This window comes from Cedecea davisae (genome assembly GCF_044095835.1).
Lineage (GTDB): Bacteria > Pseudomonadota > Gammaproteobacteria > Enterobacterales > Enterobacteriaceae > Cedecea > Cedecea davisae.
On record NZ_CP172054.1, the window covers coordinates 560615 to 576372 of the forward strand.

At 53.9% G+C, this 15758-nt stretch carries 15 protein-coding genes; 10 read left to right on the forward strand and 5 right to left on the reverse strand.

Annotated elements, in window-relative coordinates:
* Positions 1–30: 30 nt before the first annotated feature.
* Both ACG1VR_RS03170 and metK read right to left on the reverse strand, forming a co-directional pair.
* Entirely contained in the window at positions 31–1425 is a 1395-nt protein-coding gene (locus ACG1VR_RS03170) for a sugar porter family MFS transporter (RefSeq protein ID WP_016538157.1), read from the reverse strand.
* Between the two features lie 392 nt (positions 1426–1817).
* Positions 1818–2972 (reverse strand): methionine adenosyltransferase, encoded by a 1155-nt coding sequence (metK, locus tag ACG1VR_RS03175; RefSeq protein WP_016538156.1) that lies wholly within the window; start codon positions 2970–2972, stop codon positions 1818–1820.
* 737 nt (positions 2973–3709) lie between these two features.
* On the opposite strand from metK, the gene ACG1VR_RS03180 reads away from it, so the two are divergent.
* Positions 3710–3805, forward strand: coding sequence for a hypothetical protein (locus ACG1VR_RS03180; protein ID WP_395491050.1), 96 nt, complete (start codon positions 3710–3712; stop codon positions 3803–3805).
* Entirely contained in the window at positions 3798–5774 is a 1977-nt protein-coding gene (gene speA / locus ACG1VR_RS03185) for a biosynthetic arginine decarboxylase (RefSeq protein WP_016538154.1), read from the forward strand. Before ACG1VR_RS03180 ends, speA begins: the two co-directional genes overlap by 8 nt.
* 39 nt (positions 5775–5813) lie before the next feature.
* On the opposite strand, the gene ACG1VR_RS03190 is transcribed toward speA, so the two are convergent.
* Together ACG1VR_RS03190 and ACG1VR_RS03195 are read right to left on the reverse strand one after the other, a co-directional pair.
* The gene (locus ACG1VR_RS03190; protein WP_016538153.1) at positions 5814–7115 is read right to left on the reverse strand and encodes a type II toxin-antitoxin system HipA family toxin; all 1302 of its coding nucleotides are present in this window, start codon (positions 7113–7115) and stop codon (positions 5814–5816) included.
* Between the two features lie 2 nt (positions 7116–7117).
* Complete coding sequence (locus tag ACG1VR_RS03195; protein ID WP_016538152.1) at positions 7118–7483, reverse strand: helix-turn-helix transcriptional regulator; 366 nt, start codon at positions 7481–7483, stop codon at positions 7118–7120.
* A 323-nt stretch (positions 7484–7806) separates the two neighbouring features.
* On the opposite strand from ACG1VR_RS03195, the gene speB reads away from it, so the two are divergent.
* Positions 7807–8727: an agmatinase gene (speB, locus tag ACG1VR_RS03200; protein ID WP_016538151.1), complete on the forward strand. Its 921-nt coding sequence runs from the start codon at positions 7807–7809 to the stop codon at positions 8725–8727.
* A gap of 3 nt (positions 8728–8730) precedes the next feature.
* Here the strand turns inward: speB and ACG1VR_RS03205 are convergent, their stop codons facing one another.
* A complete protein-coding gene (locus ACG1VR_RS03205; protein ID WP_395491051.1) occupies positions 8731–9942 on the reverse strand; it encodes an MFS transporter in 1212 nt (403 codons plus the stop codon).
* A 413-nt stretch (positions 9943–10355) separates the two neighbouring features.
* On the opposite strand from ACG1VR_RS03205, the gene ACG1VR_RS03210 reads away from it, so the two are divergent.
* From ACG1VR_RS03210 to ACG1VR_RS03240, 7 genes are all read left to right on the forward strand, one after another.
* Positions 10356–10679, forward strand: a complete 324-nt coding sequence (locus tag ACG1VR_RS03210; RefSeq protein ID WP_039898812.1) for a non-heme iron oxygenase ferredoxin subunit — start codon at positions 10356–10358, stop codon at positions 10677–10679.
* Positions 10676–10984: a recombinase-like helix-turn-helix domain-containing protein gene (locus ACG1VR_RS03215; RefSeq protein WP_016538147.1), complete on the forward strand. Its 309-nt coding sequence runs from the start codon at positions 10676–10678 to the stop codon at positions 10982–10984. The genes ACG1VR_RS03210 and ACG1VR_RS03215 overlap by 4 nt, the downstream gene beginning before the upstream one ends.
* Positions 10985–10994: 10 nt before the next feature.
* Complete coding sequence (locus tag ACG1VR_RS03220) at positions 10995–12017, forward strand: aromatic ring-hydroxylating dioxygenase subunit alpha (protein WP_016538146.1); 1023 nt, start codon at positions 10995–10997, stop codon at positions 12015–12017.
* Positions 12017–12766, forward strand: coding sequence for an SDR family oxidoreductase (locus ACG1VR_RS03225; protein ID WP_395490192.1), 750 nt, complete (start codon positions 12017–12019; stop codon positions 12764–12766). The genes ACG1VR_RS03220 and ACG1VR_RS03225 overlap by 1 nt, the downstream gene beginning before the upstream one ends.
* A gap of 14 nt (positions 12767–12780) precedes the next feature.
* On the forward strand, positions 12781–13569 hold the full coding sequence (locus tag ACG1VR_RS03230) for an IclR family transcriptional regulator (RefSeq protein WP_395490193.1): 789 nt from the start codon (positions 12781–12783) through the stop codon (positions 13567–13569).
* Positions 13570–13647: 78 nt separating this feature from the next.
* Complete coding sequence (locus ACG1VR_RS03235; protein WP_395490194.1) at positions 13648–14574, forward strand: VOC family protein; 927 nt, start codon at positions 13648–13650, stop codon at positions 14572–14574.
* A complete protein-coding gene (locus tag ACG1VR_RS03240; RefSeq protein WP_395490195.1) occupies positions 14571–15758 on the forward strand; it encodes an NAD(P)/FAD-dependent oxidoreductase in 1188 nt (395 codons plus the stop codon). The genes ACG1VR_RS03235 and ACG1VR_RS03240 overlap by 4 nt, the downstream gene beginning before the upstream one ends.

The following is a 15758-nucleotide window of genomic DNA, read 5'->3' on the forward strand; positions in this document are numbered from 1 at the left end:
CCTCTCGTGGAGGAGAGGGGCAGGTAAAACTTAGTTGTGGGCGCCAATCTCGCGCAACTTACGGCCTTTCATCAGGTTACGTTCAATGTGCTCCAGAGAGACATGCTTGGTTTCCGGAATCAGCCACAGTGTCAGGACAATAAAGAACAGGTTGAGCGCCCCGTAAACCCAGAAGGTGTTGGCGTTGCCCAGCGTATTCAGCATGGTCAGGAAAGTAGCCCCGACAATCATGTTGGCAATCCAGTTGGTGGCGGTGGAGCAGGTGATACCGAAATCGCGGCCTTTCAGCGGCTGGATTTCGGAACACAGTACCCAAATCAGCGGGCCAGCGCTCATAGCAAAACCAACGATAAACATCAGCAGCATGGCAATAGCGAAGTATTGCGCGCCCTGGGAGTGAATGCCGATGTGCATCATCGTGCCCAGCACGCCCATACCCACGGCCATGACCAGGAAGCCCAGAACCAGCGTAGGTTTACGGCCCCAGCGGTCAACCAGACCAATGGCAATAAAGGTCGCCAGGACGTTAATCAGGCCGACGATGACGGTGCCCCACATTTGCTGGGTGGTATTCGCAAAACCGGCGATTTCGAAGATCTTCGGCGCGTAATACATGATGACGTTCATGCCGGTGAACTGCTGCATTACCTGCAACAGCACGCCGAGGAATACCGCGCGGCGGAAGTTGGAGTTGTCTTTAAATAGCGCCCAGCCGCTCTGTTTTACCTTCAGGCTTTCGCGAATTTCTTCCAGCTCTTTTTTCGCTTCTGCGCTGGTGTCTCGCAGGCGCAGCAGCACGCGTTCGGCATCGTGGAAGCGGCGTTTAGCGGCGAACCAGCGCGGGCTGTCCGGCAGGAAAAATACCCCAACCAGCAGCAACAGGGCAGGAAGGGTGATAACGCCCAGCATCCAGCGCCAGGACTCGGTGTAGCTGAACGCCGTATCTGAAAGATAAGCGCCGAGAATACCGATGGTAATCATCAACTGGTACATCGAAATCATGCTGCCGCGTATTTTTTCCGGCGCTATTTCTGACAAGTACAGCGGCGCGGTGTAGGACGCAACGCCTACCGCCAGGCCAAGCAATACGCGTGAGACGATTAATACTTCGGTGTTGGGCGCAAAGGCGGAGCAAAGAGAGCCGACGACAAACAGCACCGCGCCAATCATCAGGCTGTATTTGCGGCCTAGTTTGAAGGAGAGCCAGCCGCTGCCGACCGCGCCGACGGCTGCGCCGAACATCATTGAGCTAACGACCCATTCCTGAGTGTGGGAAGTTATCTGGAAATCTTTAGCGATAAACGGCAGGGCACCGGCAATCACGCCGATATCAAGGCCAAACAGCAGCCCGGCGAGCGCCGCCAGGAAGCAGACAAAAAAGGTCATGCTCTTATTGGAACGCTTTTGTTTTTGATAGTCAGGCATAACGCCCTCCAGGTGGATTATTCAGATTTGACGCTGATAAGGGTAGGCCAGCGGCGGGCAAAAGTGTGTGATGATAATCACAGCTATGTAATCGGTTACACTGATGCTGATGATTAAAAACCGGGTGCTAATCGTCAAAACATAGAGTTAATGGCGACTAAAGCCAACGTTATGGTTAAAAATAAGCTTAATCTGAAGTGTTATGTAACAAATGATGTGCCTTCCCTGAGCGCATGGCGAATTGAACGATAAAAGTCTTTATCTGCAAATGTAATCGGTTTCAATTTTCGTCAAATGAGGGAGGATTCAGGAAAAATACAGAGGGTTTAAGCGAGGGCAGAAAAGTAAAAGGCCAGCATTAGCTGGCCTTTAAAGTGCGGAGCGCAGGCGGATTATTTCAGGCCAGCAGCTTCACGCAGCAGGGCGGCTTTGTCGGTTTTTTCCCAAGGGAAATGTTCGCGACCAAAGTGACCGTAAGCGGCGGTTTCTTTGTAGATCGGGTGCAGCAGATCCAGCATCTGGATAAGGCCGTATGGGCGCAGGTCGAAGAATTCACGCACCAGCAGGGTCAGCTGCTCGGTAGAGATTTTCTCAGTACCGAAGGTTTCCACCATGATGGAGGTCGGTTCTGCTACGCCGATAGCGTAGGAAACCTGAATTTCACAGCGGTCCGCAAGGCCAGCAGCCACGATGTTTTTTGCTACATAGCGAGCAGCATATGCCGCAGAGCGGTCTACTTTAGACGGATCTTTACCGGAGAATGCACCGCCGCCGTGACGAGCCATGCCGCCGTAGGTATCAACGATGATTTTACGCCCGGTCAGGCCGCAGTCGCCCATCGGTCCGCCGATAACAAAACGGCCGGTTGGGTTGATGTGATATTTAGTAGAAGCATTCAGCCACTCGCCCGGCAGCACAGGTTTGATGATTTCTTCCATCACCGCCTCCTGCAGGTCTTTCAGCGCAACGTCTTCTGAGTGCTGAGTAGACAGAACAACCGCGTCAATACCGACGATTTTGCCGTCGTCGTACTGGAAGGTTATCTGGCTTTTTGCATCAGGACGCAGCCACGGCAGGGTGCCGTTTTTACGCACTTCAGCCTGACGCTGCACCAGACGGTGAGCATAGGTAATTGGCGCAGGCATCAGCACGTCGGTTTCGTTGGTGGCATAGCCAAACATCAGGCCCTGGTCACCGGCACCTTGCTCCAGCGGATCGGTACGGTCAACGCCCTGGTTAATATCCGGAGACTGCTTGCCAATCGCGCTCAGTACCGCGCAAGAGTTGGCATCAAAGCCCATATCAGAATGCACATAGCCGATTTCACGCACGGTTTTGCGGGTGATCTCTTCGATGTCTACCCACGCGCTGGTGGTGATTTCGCCGCCAACCAGAACCATGCCGGTTTTTACATAAGTCTCACAGGCAACGCGCGCTTTAGGATCCTGCTCGAGGATAGCGTCAAGTACCGCGTCGGAGATTTGGTCAGCGATTTTATCAGGATGCCCTTCAGATACAGACTCGGACGTAAAAAGGTGCTTAGCCATATTTTCTTCACCCTAAGAGGAATTATTTAGTTCAGGCTGCTGCTCTGCGCCGCTAAGGCGGCGAGATGAACCAACCCGGGAACTTATTGCCGCAGATTGAAAAACAGGCAGTCTAACAGTTAATCAGTATAGATGGATTAACATCTGGACGGCCATTTTAGATTATTCAATCGGCAGATAGCCAGATTTTTTTAGAACAACGGCAATATGTGATAAATCTTTAGTGGAAAGGATTGCTGACATTGCTGGCAATTTACGCATTTTTGCTTTGCTTTTTACCCCTGATATCGGTATAAAGCGGCGCGCGCGGCTTAATCAAAAGCACACAAAATTTGTGTTGCCCACTTCCAGCCGGGTTGAGCAATTATTTAGAGCCTGTCCGCTACAGTGCTCACAGCTTTAGCTTGTCGCATACCCAACAACGTATGCGTGGAGGTGACTGGATTAATGAACCGCCGTCTTTCGAACAACCTGGCATGCCGTCCTGGCGTGCGTATGCTCCTCGCAGCCTGCATCTCATGTTTTCAACCTTGCCGATGTTGTACCCATCTCGGCGCTTCTCAGGATCCCCGGGCCGGTGTTTGACGTTCCGTGGTTGCTGAACAAGGGCGCTCTTGTTTAACAAGAGTTTTCTCGTGGTTTCGCCGACCTGTCATACAGTGTTCGGTTACGTGTTTTACAATGATATGAAAATGAAACCGGTCGCACAGCTATGCTGTCAGCGTCTTATGCTGGCAATGCGTGCTGTTAATGGGTTGTTATTGCAGGATACCCCTGCGATAGTAGTCAACTGTTTTGCACATTCGACAAAATTTGAGGTTCGCCATGACTGACAAAATCACTTCTGTTTCGGGTTCGTCAGTGGGCGAGCAAGATGTACACCGTTCCATTCAGGAGGTTGCCATGAGCTCCGAGGAAGCCAGTAAGATGTTGCGTACTTATAATATTGCCTGGTGGGGTAATAACTATTATGACGTCAACGAGCTGGGCCATATCAGCGTATGCCCGGATCCGGACGTTCCGGACGCTCGTGTCGATCTTGCCGAGCTGGTAAAAGCTCGCGAAGCTCAGGGCCAGCGCCTGCCTGCGCTGTTCTGCTTCCCGCAGATCCTTCAGCATCGTCTGCGTTCAATTAACGCGGCTTTCAAACGCGCTCGTGAGTCTTACGGCTATCAGGGCGACTATTTTCTTGTTTACCCGATCAAGGTAAATCAGCACCGCCGTGTGATTGAGTCACTGATTCATTCCGGCGAGCCGCTGGGCCTGGAAGCGGGTTCTAAAGCAGAGCTGATGGCTGTCCTGGCGCATGCAGGGATGACGCGCTCCGTTATCGTGTGTAACGGTTATAAAGACCGCGAATACATTCGGCTGGCGCTGATCGGTGAGAAGATGGGCCACAAGGTCTATCTGGTTATCGAGAAGATGTCCGAGATTGGCATCGTGCTGGAAGAAGCAGAACGCCTGAACGTGATCCCGCGCCTTGGCGTGCGTGCGCGCCTGGCTTCTCAGGGCTCCGGCAAATGGCAGTCTTCAGGCGGCGAAAAATCTAAATTTGGCCTGGCGGCCAATCAGGTTCTGCAACTGGTGGAAATCCTGCGCGAACGCGGCCGCCTGGACAGCATTCAACTGCTGCACTTCCACCTCGGCTCGCAGATGGCGAATATCCGCGACATCGCGACCGGCGTTCGTGAATCCGCACGTTTCTACGTTGAACTGCACAAGCTGGGCGTTAACATTCAGTGCTTCGATGTGGGCGGCGGCCTGGGCGTGGACTACGAAGGGACGCGTTCTCAGTCCGACTGTTCGGTGAACTACGGCCTGAATGAGTACGCCAACAACATCATATGGGCTATTGGCGATGCCTGCGAAGAGAATGGCCTGCCGCACCCGACGGTGATTACCGAGTCTGGTCGTGCCGTAACCGCCCACCACACCGTGCTGGTTTCCAATATCATCGGCGTTGAGCGTAACGAATATACCGAAGCTACGCCGCCGGCTGATGACGCACCGCGCGCGCTGCAAAGCATGTGGGAAACCTGGCTGGAAATGCACCAGCCTGGCACACGCCGTTCGCTGCGTGAATGGCTGCACGACAGCCAGATGGATTTGCACGATATCCACGTTGGTTACTCCTCCGGCGCTTACAGCCTGCAAGAGCGTGCCTGGGCCGAGCAGCTCTACCTGAACATGTGTCACGACGTGCAGAAGCAGCTCGACCCGAGCAACCGTGCACATCGCCCGATTATCGACGAATTGCAGGAGCGCATGGCGGACAAAATGTACGTCAACTTCTCGCTGTTCCAGTCGATGCCGGATGCGTGGGGTATTGACCAGCTGTTCCCGGTGATGCCGCTGGAAGGGCTGAACCATGCGCCAGAACGCCGTGCTGTGCTGCTGGATATCACCTGCGATTCCGACGGCGCAATCGACCACTATGTGGACGGCGACGGGATAGCGACCACGATGCCAATGCCGGAATACGACCCTGAGAACCCGCCGATGCTGGGCTTCTTCATGGTCGGCGCATACCAGGAAATTCTGGGCAACATGCACAACCTGTTCGGTGATACCGAAGCGGTGGACGTGTTCGTGTTCCCTGACGGCTCGGTAGAAGTTGAGCTGTCTGATGAAGGCGATACCGTGGCGGATATGCTGCAATACGTGCAGTTGGATCCGAACAAGCTGCTGACCCAGTTCCGCGATCAGGTGAAGAACACCGACCTTGACGACGCGCTGCAACAGCAGTTCCTCGAAGAGTTTGAGGCGGGTCTTTACGGTTATACGTATCTGGAAGACGAGTAAGTTAGCCCGGACGAGCTCCCGCTACCGGGGGCTCGTTTTTTAAATATCCAGCACCAGATTTTGGGTAATCTCATCCCGAAGAGTCGGGAAAACGTGGTTTTCTTCGGCTATTTCCGGCCAGCGTCGCACTTCATTAATAATGCCATCAATTATCTTGTTGGATTTACGCGGGGTTAGGCTGCCTATCAATTGGCCTACGCTCAACAAATCCTCACGAGTAAAATTGTCGCGTTTACCGGCAATGGTCATCTGATGTTTGTCTACCCAGGGCGAGCCCGGTTTATAACTGTAGGCAATGTCATAAGCCGGAGCCAGGACCCAGCGAAAGTCATCATCTACTAAAAATGCCGTGTTTTTGGTGTGATCGTCATGGTTGCGGGCAATAACATTGAACACCATACGCCTGAATATTTGTTCCTGCTCTTTGTTTGACAGCGCTAATTTTCGGGCCACGGCCAGAAGCTCTTCGTAGCTGTAATAACCGGGTTTTTTGAAGTCAGCGTGATCCATACCGCATAGTGTTAAGACATGGTATTTCTGGTTTTCTTCTCGATCGAAACGGCGGGTCATAAAATGACTACGACCATTTTCGGCCAGAATTTCGCAGGGGGACATGTTGATACCACAACCCGTCGCCATTAACGAGTAGCTGTATTCCATCAGGCCAAAACCTTTAGGATCGCCAAATGTTTCCGTATTGGTATTGTGTTCCGTAACACCATCAAATTTTAATAAATAATGCTCAAATCCGGCAGGAGTATCCACCTGTCCGGATAAAATCTGGGTTCTGTCTTTGTTCACCGCAATGACGGCTTTCGGCCTGGCTCCACCTGCTGATGTTCCTACCTGCAATAGGTGGGACATCGCGTTTTGTTCGTTTGCGGTAATATCAACATGGTTACGATCGTTCAGAACTTTTTGCGCCAGTTCGACGAGCGCAGGCAGTTGGAGCGCGTCACCGTTATTTTTTGGGAGTTGGATGGCATTCTGATACTCCAGCGCGCCCATTCCTCGTGTGCCGGTATAAAGCAACCTGTCCAGTGCGCCAAATTGTGATTTGTCCAGTCCTTGCCGCGCCAGCCAGCTGTTTATCAAGGCGTTACCGAAGTCATCGGGCAATGAGTCGGCAAACACCGAGGGGAGGCCCCGATAGGTTTCAAAAGACAGTGAGGGAAAATTTTGTGGTGCTTTCGTCAAGGGCATGTGTAAAGGTGATAATGAAAAGCCTTCTGCTACCCACGCGGCATCATACTCAAAAGATACCCACGGTGAATCTTCCGTAATGGCCAGGGTTCCTACGTCAACCCCGGAGAACTGAACCTTGCAAGCCTGGGTAATCATCGTTATTCCCCTGTTTTGAGTTTTTTTCGCCGCTCCATCATGCTGCGGATTTTGATCATTTGCGCTGATGTTGACGCTGCTTTTTTACCTGTCGGGGAAACCTGAGACCATACTTCTGCCGGGCGTATAGTGGGGGAGGGGATCAGGTGATTAAAATTATCCAGCAGCTGTAGTTCGCGAAGAACGGCAATAAATATTAGTAAGTTGCATGAGCCCGTTTTTAGTGAGCGGTAGGTCTTTGGTGTTATTCCTATCCGCTCTGCCAGCATGAGCTGGGTTATTTTCATTGTTTTGCGGCGAGCTTCTATTCGGGTGAACAGCATCCCGGCCAGAGCACTATCAGTCAGCGTTTTCGAAAATTCTTTCATGGGTCAAATTCTACCTTTCAATGGCGTTTTATGCCTATTTTAGGTAGTTTACTACTCTTTTTTTAAGTGTGCTTATTTATTGTTTGAGGGGTAGTAGATTACCCTTTAATGATTGTTTTTGGTGCTTGAGGGTAAAATATTACCTTTTTTTGTGCTGCACCGTGTTTCGAATCATACTCTCTTCATCTATTGAACCCTGACCCGATTGCGGCGATAATCCGCACAATATAAGCAGTACCGAATCCAATCCCTTCCTCGTCGGGTTTAACGACGCGGAGGGGATTTTTTTTGATATCGACTAACCCCAACCGAGAGGTCAGACAATGAGCACCTTAGGCCACAAATACGATAACTCCCTGGTATCTAATGCCTTTGGTTTTTTACGTTTCCCGCTGAACTTCCAGCCGTACGATAGCGATGCGGACTGGGTTATCACCGGCGTTCCGTTTGATGCGGCAACCTCCGGTCGCGCGGGTGGTCGTCACGGCCCGGCAGCGATTCGTCAGGTATCCACTAACCTGGCATGGGAAGGCAACCGCTTCCCGTGGAACTTCGACATGCGCGAGCGCCTGAACGTTGTGGACTGCGGCGACCTGGTATATGCCTTCGGCGATGCCCGCGAGATGAGTGAAAATCTCCAGGCTCACGCCGAGCGTCTGCTGGCTTCCGGCAAGCGTATGCTCTCCTTCGGTGGCGACCACTTTGTGACTCTGCCGCTGCTGCGCGCCCATGCTAAGCACTTCGGTAAAATGGCGCTGGTGCATTTTGATGCCCACACCGATACCTACGCTAACGGCTGCGAGTTCGACCACGGCACCATGTTCTATACCGCGCCAAACGAAGGCCTGATCGATCCGAACCACTCCGTGCAAATCGGGATCCGTACCGAGTTTGATAAAGACAACGGTTTTACCGTGCTGGACGCGGGCCAGGTTAACGATCGCGGCGTGGACGATATTCTGGCGCAGGTTAAGAAAATCGTTGGTGATATGCCGGTTTACCTGACCTTCGATATCGACTGTCTGGACCCGGCATTCGCTCCTGGCACCGGCACGCCGGTTATCGGTGGCCTGACGACCGACCGCGCTCTGAAGCTGGTACGCGGTCTGAAAGATTTGAATATCGTCGGTATGGACGTTGTGGAAGTGGCCCCGGCCTACGACCAGTCTGAAATCACTGCCCTGGCCGCCGCTACCCTGGCGCTGGAAATGCTGTACATCCAGGCCGCTAAAAAAGGCGAGTAAACCTTACGCGCTAATTGCTGCTGCGCGATGCATGCGCAGCAGCAACATTCCTCCCGCCAGCAGGGTAATAACCTGCGATACAACCAGCACCGAAAAACCTGAACTGACCGACCCTACCGATTTCATCACTATCCCCATCAGCAGCGGAATAAAGGCCGCGCAAATGTTGCCGATCCCATTGATTACTCCATATGCACTACCGACCGCTTCCCGTGCGGCATGATGCTGGATTACCGCTGGAATGGCGGCACCCTGTAGCCCCCAGAAGATATTCGCTGAGAGCATAAACAGCGCAAGCCATGATGGCTGGTGGCTCAGCATCAGCGCGATAACGGACAGTGCGGTCAGCAAGCCGCCCACCACAAATAGCACTGGCGCTTGTTCCGGGCGCATCTTGTCGAGCAGTACCCCGCCAAGGAATTTAGAGCCCAGACTCAGCAGAAAAGGAATGGCCGCTAACATTCCCGTCGCATGCAGCGAGAAGTGGTGCTCATCACGAAGCCACGCGGGCAGCCAGGCGCTGCTGCCCCAGAGATAACTTAACGTGGCAATTTCAACCAGCAGCGTCCACCCCAGCAACGGCGTTTGCCAGGCAAGCGTAAATGTCTGCACGATCCCCGGTTTTTTCATCCTCGCCGTACTGCGTGGAGCAGGCAGGAACCGCCAGATTAACCCGCCACCCAGTACCAGATTCATTACCGCCAGGGCATAAAACGAACCGGCCCACCCCAGATGTGTCATCAACCAGGTGACCAGCGGAAAGCCCACGGCCAGCCCGAGAGAGACGCCCAGGGCGGTAACAGCATTGGGTTTTCCGATCTCTTCAGCCTTGAAGTTATCGCTGATAAAGCGCGTTTTTAGCGAAAAAAGTGGCCCTTCAGCAATGCCCAGAACCCCGCGTGCGATGAGCATTCCCATTAGCGAGCCCAGAAGCGGAGAAATTGCGCAAACCACAGCCCAAATCGCAATACTGCTTAATAATCCCTGCCGATATTGTAATTTGCTTTCGATAACCGGAGTTAATAACAAAGCTGAAAAACCATAACCCAGGAGAAAGAAGGTCATCAGCATCCCCTGTAACATTCTGTTTTCATTTAGCTGAAAATGTTCGGCAAATTCCGGATTTAAAATCATTACCGAAATATTTATCCGGTCGATGTAGGAAATAATAATAAGCAGCAGTAGTGCTATTGTGCCTTGCCATCTTGCCGTCATCATGCCCGCCTTATATTCTGATTTATTTATATTTTTATGAGTGTGATTATCACGATGCTAAAATGATTCACCTGTGAAACTCATTGTTTATAAACAATAAAATTAAAATTTGTTTCATGGGTGAAACATTCTCCATTTCCGTTAATTTCTTTTTAAGAAGGAATTGGAAAATAAGTCAATATTTTTTATTAAAAAGTACAGGGCGCTAATAAGGCTCATCAGTCACGCCTGAAGAATGAAATTTTCATATTTCTGCATTTTTTCGTGATCGCTTGCACAGATAGATAATTAAAACCCCTTTCATTAACAAATGGTTCACAAATCAGCTTGACGAAAACGTCATCGCTTTTATATTGACCGTATTAAATAAGAAACAGAGTTTCATATATGAAACAAAAGCCTGGAGGATCGTGATGAGCTGGATAGGCGTATGTGACGCAGAGCAAGTACAGGAAGATTTCCCTTTTAGCGGCAATGTCGAAGGTAAAGAGATCGGCGTTTATTTGATTGACGGTGAATATTACGCCCTGGAAGACGTATGCCCCCATGCTTATGCGCTGCTGAGCCAGGGCTTCGTTGAGGACGGTAAGGTGGAGTGCCCGCTGCATGAGGCGGTTTTCGACGTAAAAACCGGCCAGTGCCTGCACGGCCCCGGCGGACGCAATCTGAACCGCTTCCCGGTTCGCATAGTTGAAAACCAGATCCAGATTACCTTTGTCGAGGAGACCGTGGCATGAGCGATACCCTGAACTTCAACCCGGCGCTGCCGGAAAGCCGTCAGTTTACCCCTCCGGCAGAAGGCGGTAACGGTGCCATCCATAAGCCGGGTGATTACCAGAACCTTATCTGGCAGACCCGCAGCCGCGTCCCGGAAAACTGGGAAGTGAACCTTATCGCCACGCTGGAAGATCTCTTTGAGCAGGGAGTGGAAACCTTACCGGAATTGGTCAAGGGGCTGAACGCGGTGCGGATGCACGATCTACAAGGCGAGCCGTGGAACGAAGCCAGCTTCCAGGCATTCTTACAGGTTAACGGCTATTGAGGGCAATGCGATGACGACTACCGTACAACACTATCTTGATAAAGGTCTGCGTGGCCTCTGGTATCCGGTACTGGCAAGTTGGGAAGTGCAGTCTGCGCCGGTTGGCATTACCCGCCTGGGCGAGCAGATTGTGGTCTGGCGGAATAAAGATGGCCAGGTTCAGGCCCTGGAAGACCGTTGTCCACACCGTGGCGCACGTTTGTCGATGGGCTGGAACCTCGGCGACCGTATTGCCTGCTGGTATCACGGCCTGGAAGTGGCGGGAAACGGCGAGGTGAAAGATGTGCCTGCCGTGGACAAATGCCCGCTGGTTGGCCAGCAGTGCGTGCGCAGTTACAACGTGCAGGAAGCGCATGGCGCCATTTTCCTGTGGTTTGGCGTAACGGCGGAACAGCAGCCGGATGAGCTGACCTTCCCGGATGAGCTGGCGGACGGCGAAACCTACAGCAACTTCCTGTGTACTGCCGCATGGCAATGCAATTACCAGTACGCGCTTGAAAACGTTATGGACCCGATGCACGGCACCTATCTGCACTCATCTTCACACTCAATGGCGGAAGGCGATCGCAAGGCAGACATGGTGCTCCAGCCCACCAAAACCGGCTTTATCTTCGAGAAAAAAGGCCAGACAGGCGTTAACTTCGATTGGGTTGAATTGGGCAACAGCGGCGCTTTATGGATGCGCCTGTCGATTCCTTACAAGAAGCGCTTTGGGCCGGGTGGGCACTTCTTTATCGTCGGTATGGTGGTGCCGGAAGATAACGACAACTGCCGCGTCTTCTTCTGGCGTATTCGCCGCGTGCAGGGCTGGCAGCGCGATATGTGGCGCTTTATGTACCGCAACCGTCTGGAAAAACTGCACTGGGAAGTCCTGGAGCAGGACCGCGTGGTGCTGGAAAGCATGGCGCCGAATGCCCGCGAACATGAATACCTCTACCAGCACGACGTCGGTCTATCCCGCCTGCGCCGTATGATGCAAAAAGCGGCCAGAGAGCAGCTGGCTCTCCGTGAAGAATCGCAGGGAGCGGCTTGATGAACGGGCTGTTGAGCGGAAAACGTATCGTCGTGACCGGTGCCGCTCGCGGGCTGGGCTATCACTTTGCTAAAGCCTGCGCGGAGCACGGCGCAGCGGTGGTGATGTGCGACATCCTGGAAGGCGAACTGGCTGAGAGTGCGCACGGGCTCAGTGCACAGGGGTATTCGGTTGCCTCCCACGTTATCGATCTGGCCGATCCGCGCTCTATTGAGCAGGTATTCAACGCGATTGGTGCTGAAGGGCAGATTGACGGACTGGTGAATAACGCGGCGATGGCAACGGGCGTCGGCGGCGTAAACATGCTCGATTACGATCCCGATCTCTGGGATCGCGTGATGAACGTGAACGTCAAAGGCACCTGGCTGGTGACGCGCGCTGCGGTGCCGCTTATGCGCGAAGGGAGCGGGATTGTAAATGTTGCTTCTGACACCGCACTGTGGGGCGCGCCGCGCCTGATGGCCTATGTTGCCAGCAAAGGCGCGGTGATTGCCATGACGCGCTCGATGGCGCGTGAGCTGGGTGAGAAACGTATTCGTATCAACGCCATTGCGCCTGGGTTAACCCGCGTCGAAGCGACGGAATATGTCCCCGCCGAGCGCCATCAGCTGTACGAAAACGGGCGGGCGTTAACGGGTGCGCAATTGCCGGAGGACGTCACCGGCAGCGTGGTCTGGCTGTTAAGCGATCTGTCGCGGTTTATTACCGGGCAGCTGATTCCGGTCAACGGTGGTTTTGTCTTTAACTAACGGGTGAAGCGATTATGGCAAACGATCAGGAAGTGAAGTATCTGGTGCCGGGGCTTGAGCGCGGGCTACAGCTGCTGCTGGCCTTCGGCGAGCAGCATCGCGAACTGACCTTTGCCGAGCTGCACCGGCTGGTGGATATGCCGAAAGCAACCGCCTACCGCGTGGTGCAGACGCTGGAGTACATGGGTTTTCTGGAGCGTAATACGCGCACTAATACCTTCTCGCTGGGCATGAATGTGCTGCGGCTGGGCTTTGAGTACATCGCCTCGCTGGATGTGGCGCAGGTGGGCCAGCCGGTGATTGAACAGCTGCGGGACATCAGCCAGTGCAGCAGTCATTTGGCTATTCGGGACGGGCGGGACATCATCTACATCGCTCGCGTCAGCGCTGCCGGTTCGCGCATCAATCAGGTCAGTATTGGCACCCGTTTACCCGTGCACTGCACGTCGCTGGGGCGCATGTTGTTAACCGATATTTCTCGCGCTGACTTTGAACAGTTGTTCCCGCACGTGCGCTTGCCTGGCAACACGCCCGGGCAGCTTCACGACCGCGAAGCCCTGTGGCAGATGGTGCAGCAGGACAAAGCCCGCGGCTATGTGATCGGCGAATCTTTCTTCCGCCACGGTATCTCCTCCATTGTTTATCCGGTGTATGACCGCAGCGGGCGTGTAGCAGCGGTAGTCAGCATTCTCGTGCCGTCGGAAGAGATCCCGCAAACGGACCGTGAACGTCTGCAAAACGACGTTCGTCTGGCGGCCGATAAAATTTCTGGCTTCTTAGGTTATTTGTCACAGGCCAGCTAAATCAGTGAGTTAACGTCAGGCGCTTAACTGCGTCGGGCATGTTTTACGCCCAATTTGGGCCAGATGAGGCAACGAACGATGAGTATAACCGGAATTGAAAAGCTGGAATTTGGCGTTGATAACCTGACGCACTGCGCCAAATTTATGCATGATTTTGGCCTGGCGGGCGATGCTGACGGCCGGTGCTTTACCACCTTAAGCGGCGCGCGCGTGGAGCTAAATGCAATTGATAGCCCGGATCTGCCGCCTGCGTTTGAAGCAGGCAACACCCTGCGACGCATGACCTGGGCGGTCGCCACGAAGGCAGACCTGGATGCCTTGCGTCCGAAGCTGCAATCCCAGCCCGGTTTTTGCGAAGTTGACGGTGCGCTGGAGTGCCTCGACCCAAATGGCATGACCCTGCGCGTGCAGGTGAGCCAGCAGAAGCCGGTTGACCTGATTGTTGAACCCATTAATCAGTGGGGCGACGTGCGCCGCGTTGATACGCCGAGCCCGGTTTACGGGAGCGCCCAGCCAATCAATGTTGGCCACGTTGTGTTCTTCGTCGAAGAGCTTGCTGAGGTAGAGAAGTTCTACCGCGAAGTACTGGGCTTTGAGGTTTCCGATCGCTACATCAATCGCGCCGTGTTCCTGCGCTGCGGCGTGCGCGGCGGCCATCACAATCTCTTCCTGTTGCAGCTGCCAAACCGCAAGCGCGGGCTCAACCATGTGGCCTTTACCGTTCGTGATATTCACGAGGTGATCGGCGGTGGGATTGCGATGAACAAAAATAACTGGAGCACCTTTATTGGACCCGGGCGCCATCCGGTTTCCTCAGCCTATTTCTGGTACGTCAACAGCCCGACGGGCGGCGCATTTGAGTATTACACCAACGATGATTACCTGACCGAAAACTGGCAGCCGCGCGAGCTTGAGCACTCTCTGATCTCCTTTACAGAATGGGCGGTGGAAGGCGGAATCGACCATGACACCCGCCGCCAGCAGAAAAAGCTGGAGGCGGTATGACGTCGCGCATTGTCATTATTGGCGGCGGCCAGGCGGGCGGCTGGGCGGCAAAAACGCTGCGTGATGAAGGTTTTCAAGGCGAGATTTGCGTAGTGGCGGAAGAAGAGTGGGATTTCTACGAGCGCCCGCCGCTCTCCAAAGCTTCGCTGCTGGAACCCGATGCCGCGCTGCCGCGCCTGTTTTCTGAAGAGGCACAAAGCGCGCTGAACCTGACCTGGTATCGCCCTTTGCGCGCTGAATCCATCGATCGTGATGCGAAAAGGGTGCGTTTAAGCAACGGCGAGTCTCTTGGGTACAACATCCTCTTGATCGCCACCGGAGGGCGGGCGCGTCTACCGGGTGAAGCATGGATGAACCATCCTCAGGTCTACACTCTGCGCCACTGGCGGGATGCTCAGCGCCTGAAAGCGCGTCTGGCCGAAAGCAAAACGCTGGCGATTGTCGGCGGCGGCTGGATCGGCCTGGAGATTGCTGCCTCCGCGCGCAAAAGCGGCGTGGTGGTCACGGTGTTCGAACAGCAGGCTGCGCTGTGCATGCGTTCCGTAAGCGGTGAGGTTTCTCAGCGATTAGCCGCAATCCATCGCGAGCAGGGCGTGGATATCCGTACCGGCTGCGGCCCGCTGGAGCTTGAGGGTAATAACGGTCTGCCGGTCATTTACTGCGGCGGTAAACGTGAAACCTTCGACGCCGTTGTGGTTGGGATCGGCGTCGATCTCAATCTGGAACTGGCGCGCGACGCAGGGCTTAAAACCGAACGCGGGATTGTCGTTGATGCGCAGGGCCGCACATCCGATCCTTTCATCTTTGCTGCGGGCGATGTGGCGCAGCACCATCATTTCGGACTGTGCATTCAATCATGGGCATTTGCCCAGAATCATGCGGTGGCGACGGCCAAAGCGATGCTTAACCCGGATGCGCCGGGCTACGACGACGCGCCGTGGCTGTGGTCGGATCAATATCAGCACAATATCCAGATCCTCGGTATTCCAGACTCGGGCAGCAAAACGGCTATACGTGAAGATTCGCTGTTCTTCTCGCTGGATGAGAACGGGCGACTGACTCAACTGGTGGCGTTTAATGATGCGCGCACGGTCAAGCTGGCGAAACGCTGGATGGCGGCGGGGCGGGACTTATCGGACGTGCCGCTTACCGACCCGACTTTTTCATTGATGTCATTGCGATAG

What these genes read in the sequence shown, in the direction of transcription:
- ACG1VR_RS03220 (WP_016538146.1), top strand. Translation starts at nt 10,995, where the DNA reads ATGACGACTACCGTACAACACTATCTTGATAAAGGTCTGCGTGGCCTC.
- metK (WP_016538156.1), bottom strand. Translation starts at nt 2,972, where the DNA reads ATGGCTAAGCACCTTTTTACGTCCGAGTCTGTATCTGAAGGGCATCCT.
- ACG1VR_RS03230 (WP_395490193.1), top strand. Translation starts at nt 12,781, where the DNA reads ATGGCAAACGATCAGGAAGTGAAGTATCTGGTGCCGGGGCTTGAGCGC.
- ACG1VR_RS03210 (WP_039898812.1), top strand. Translation starts at nt 10,356, where the DNA reads ATGAGCTGGATAGGCGTATGTGACGCAGAGCAAGTACAGGAAGATTTC.
- ACG1VR_RS03205 (WP_395491051.1), bottom strand. Translation starts at nt 9,942, where the DNA reads ATGACGGCAAGATGGCAAGGCACAATAGCACTACTGCTGCTTATTATT.
- ACG1VR_RS03190 (WP_016538153.1), bottom strand. Translation starts at nt 7,115, where the DNA reads ATGATTACCCAGGCTTGCAAGGTTCAGTTCTCCGGGGTTGACGTAGGA.
- ACG1VR_RS03180 (WP_395491050.1), top strand. Translation starts at nt 3,710, where the DNA reads ATGCGTGCTGTTAATGGGTTGTTATTGCAGGATACCCCTGCGATAGTA.
- ACG1VR_RS03170 (WP_016538157.1), bottom strand. Translation starts at nt 1,425, where the DNA reads ATGCCTGACTATCAAAAACAAAAGCGTTCCAATAAGAGCATGACCTTT.
- speB (WP_016538151.1), top strand. Translation starts at nt 7,807, where the DNA reads ATGAGCACCTTAGGCCACAAATACGATAACTCCCTGGTATCTAATGCC.
- speA (WP_016538154.1), top strand. Translation starts at nt 3,798, where the DNA reads ATGACTGACAAAATCACTTCTGTTTCGGGTTCGTCAGTGGGCGAGCAA.
- ACG1VR_RS03195 (WP_016538152.1), bottom strand. Translation starts at nt 7,483, where the DNA reads ATGAAAGAATTTTCGAAAACGCTGACTGATAGTGCTCTGGCCGGGATG.
- ACG1VR_RS03240 (WP_395490195.1), top strand. Translation starts at nt 14,571, where the DNA reads ATGACGTCGCGCATTGTCATTATTGGCGGCGGCCAGGCGGGCGGCTGG.
- ACG1VR_RS03225 (WP_395490192.1), top strand. Translation starts at nt 12,017, where the DNA reads ATGAACGGGCTGTTGAGCGGAAAACGTATCGTCGTGACCGGTGCCGCT.
- ACG1VR_RS03235 (WP_395490194.1), top strand. Translation starts at nt 13,648, where the DNA reads ATGAGTATAACCGGAATTGAAAAGCTGGAATTTGGCGTTGATAACCTG.
- ACG1VR_RS03215 (WP_016538147.1), top strand. Translation starts at nt 10,676, where the DNA reads ATGAGCGATACCCTGAACTTCAACCCGGCGCTGCCGGAAAGCCGTCAG.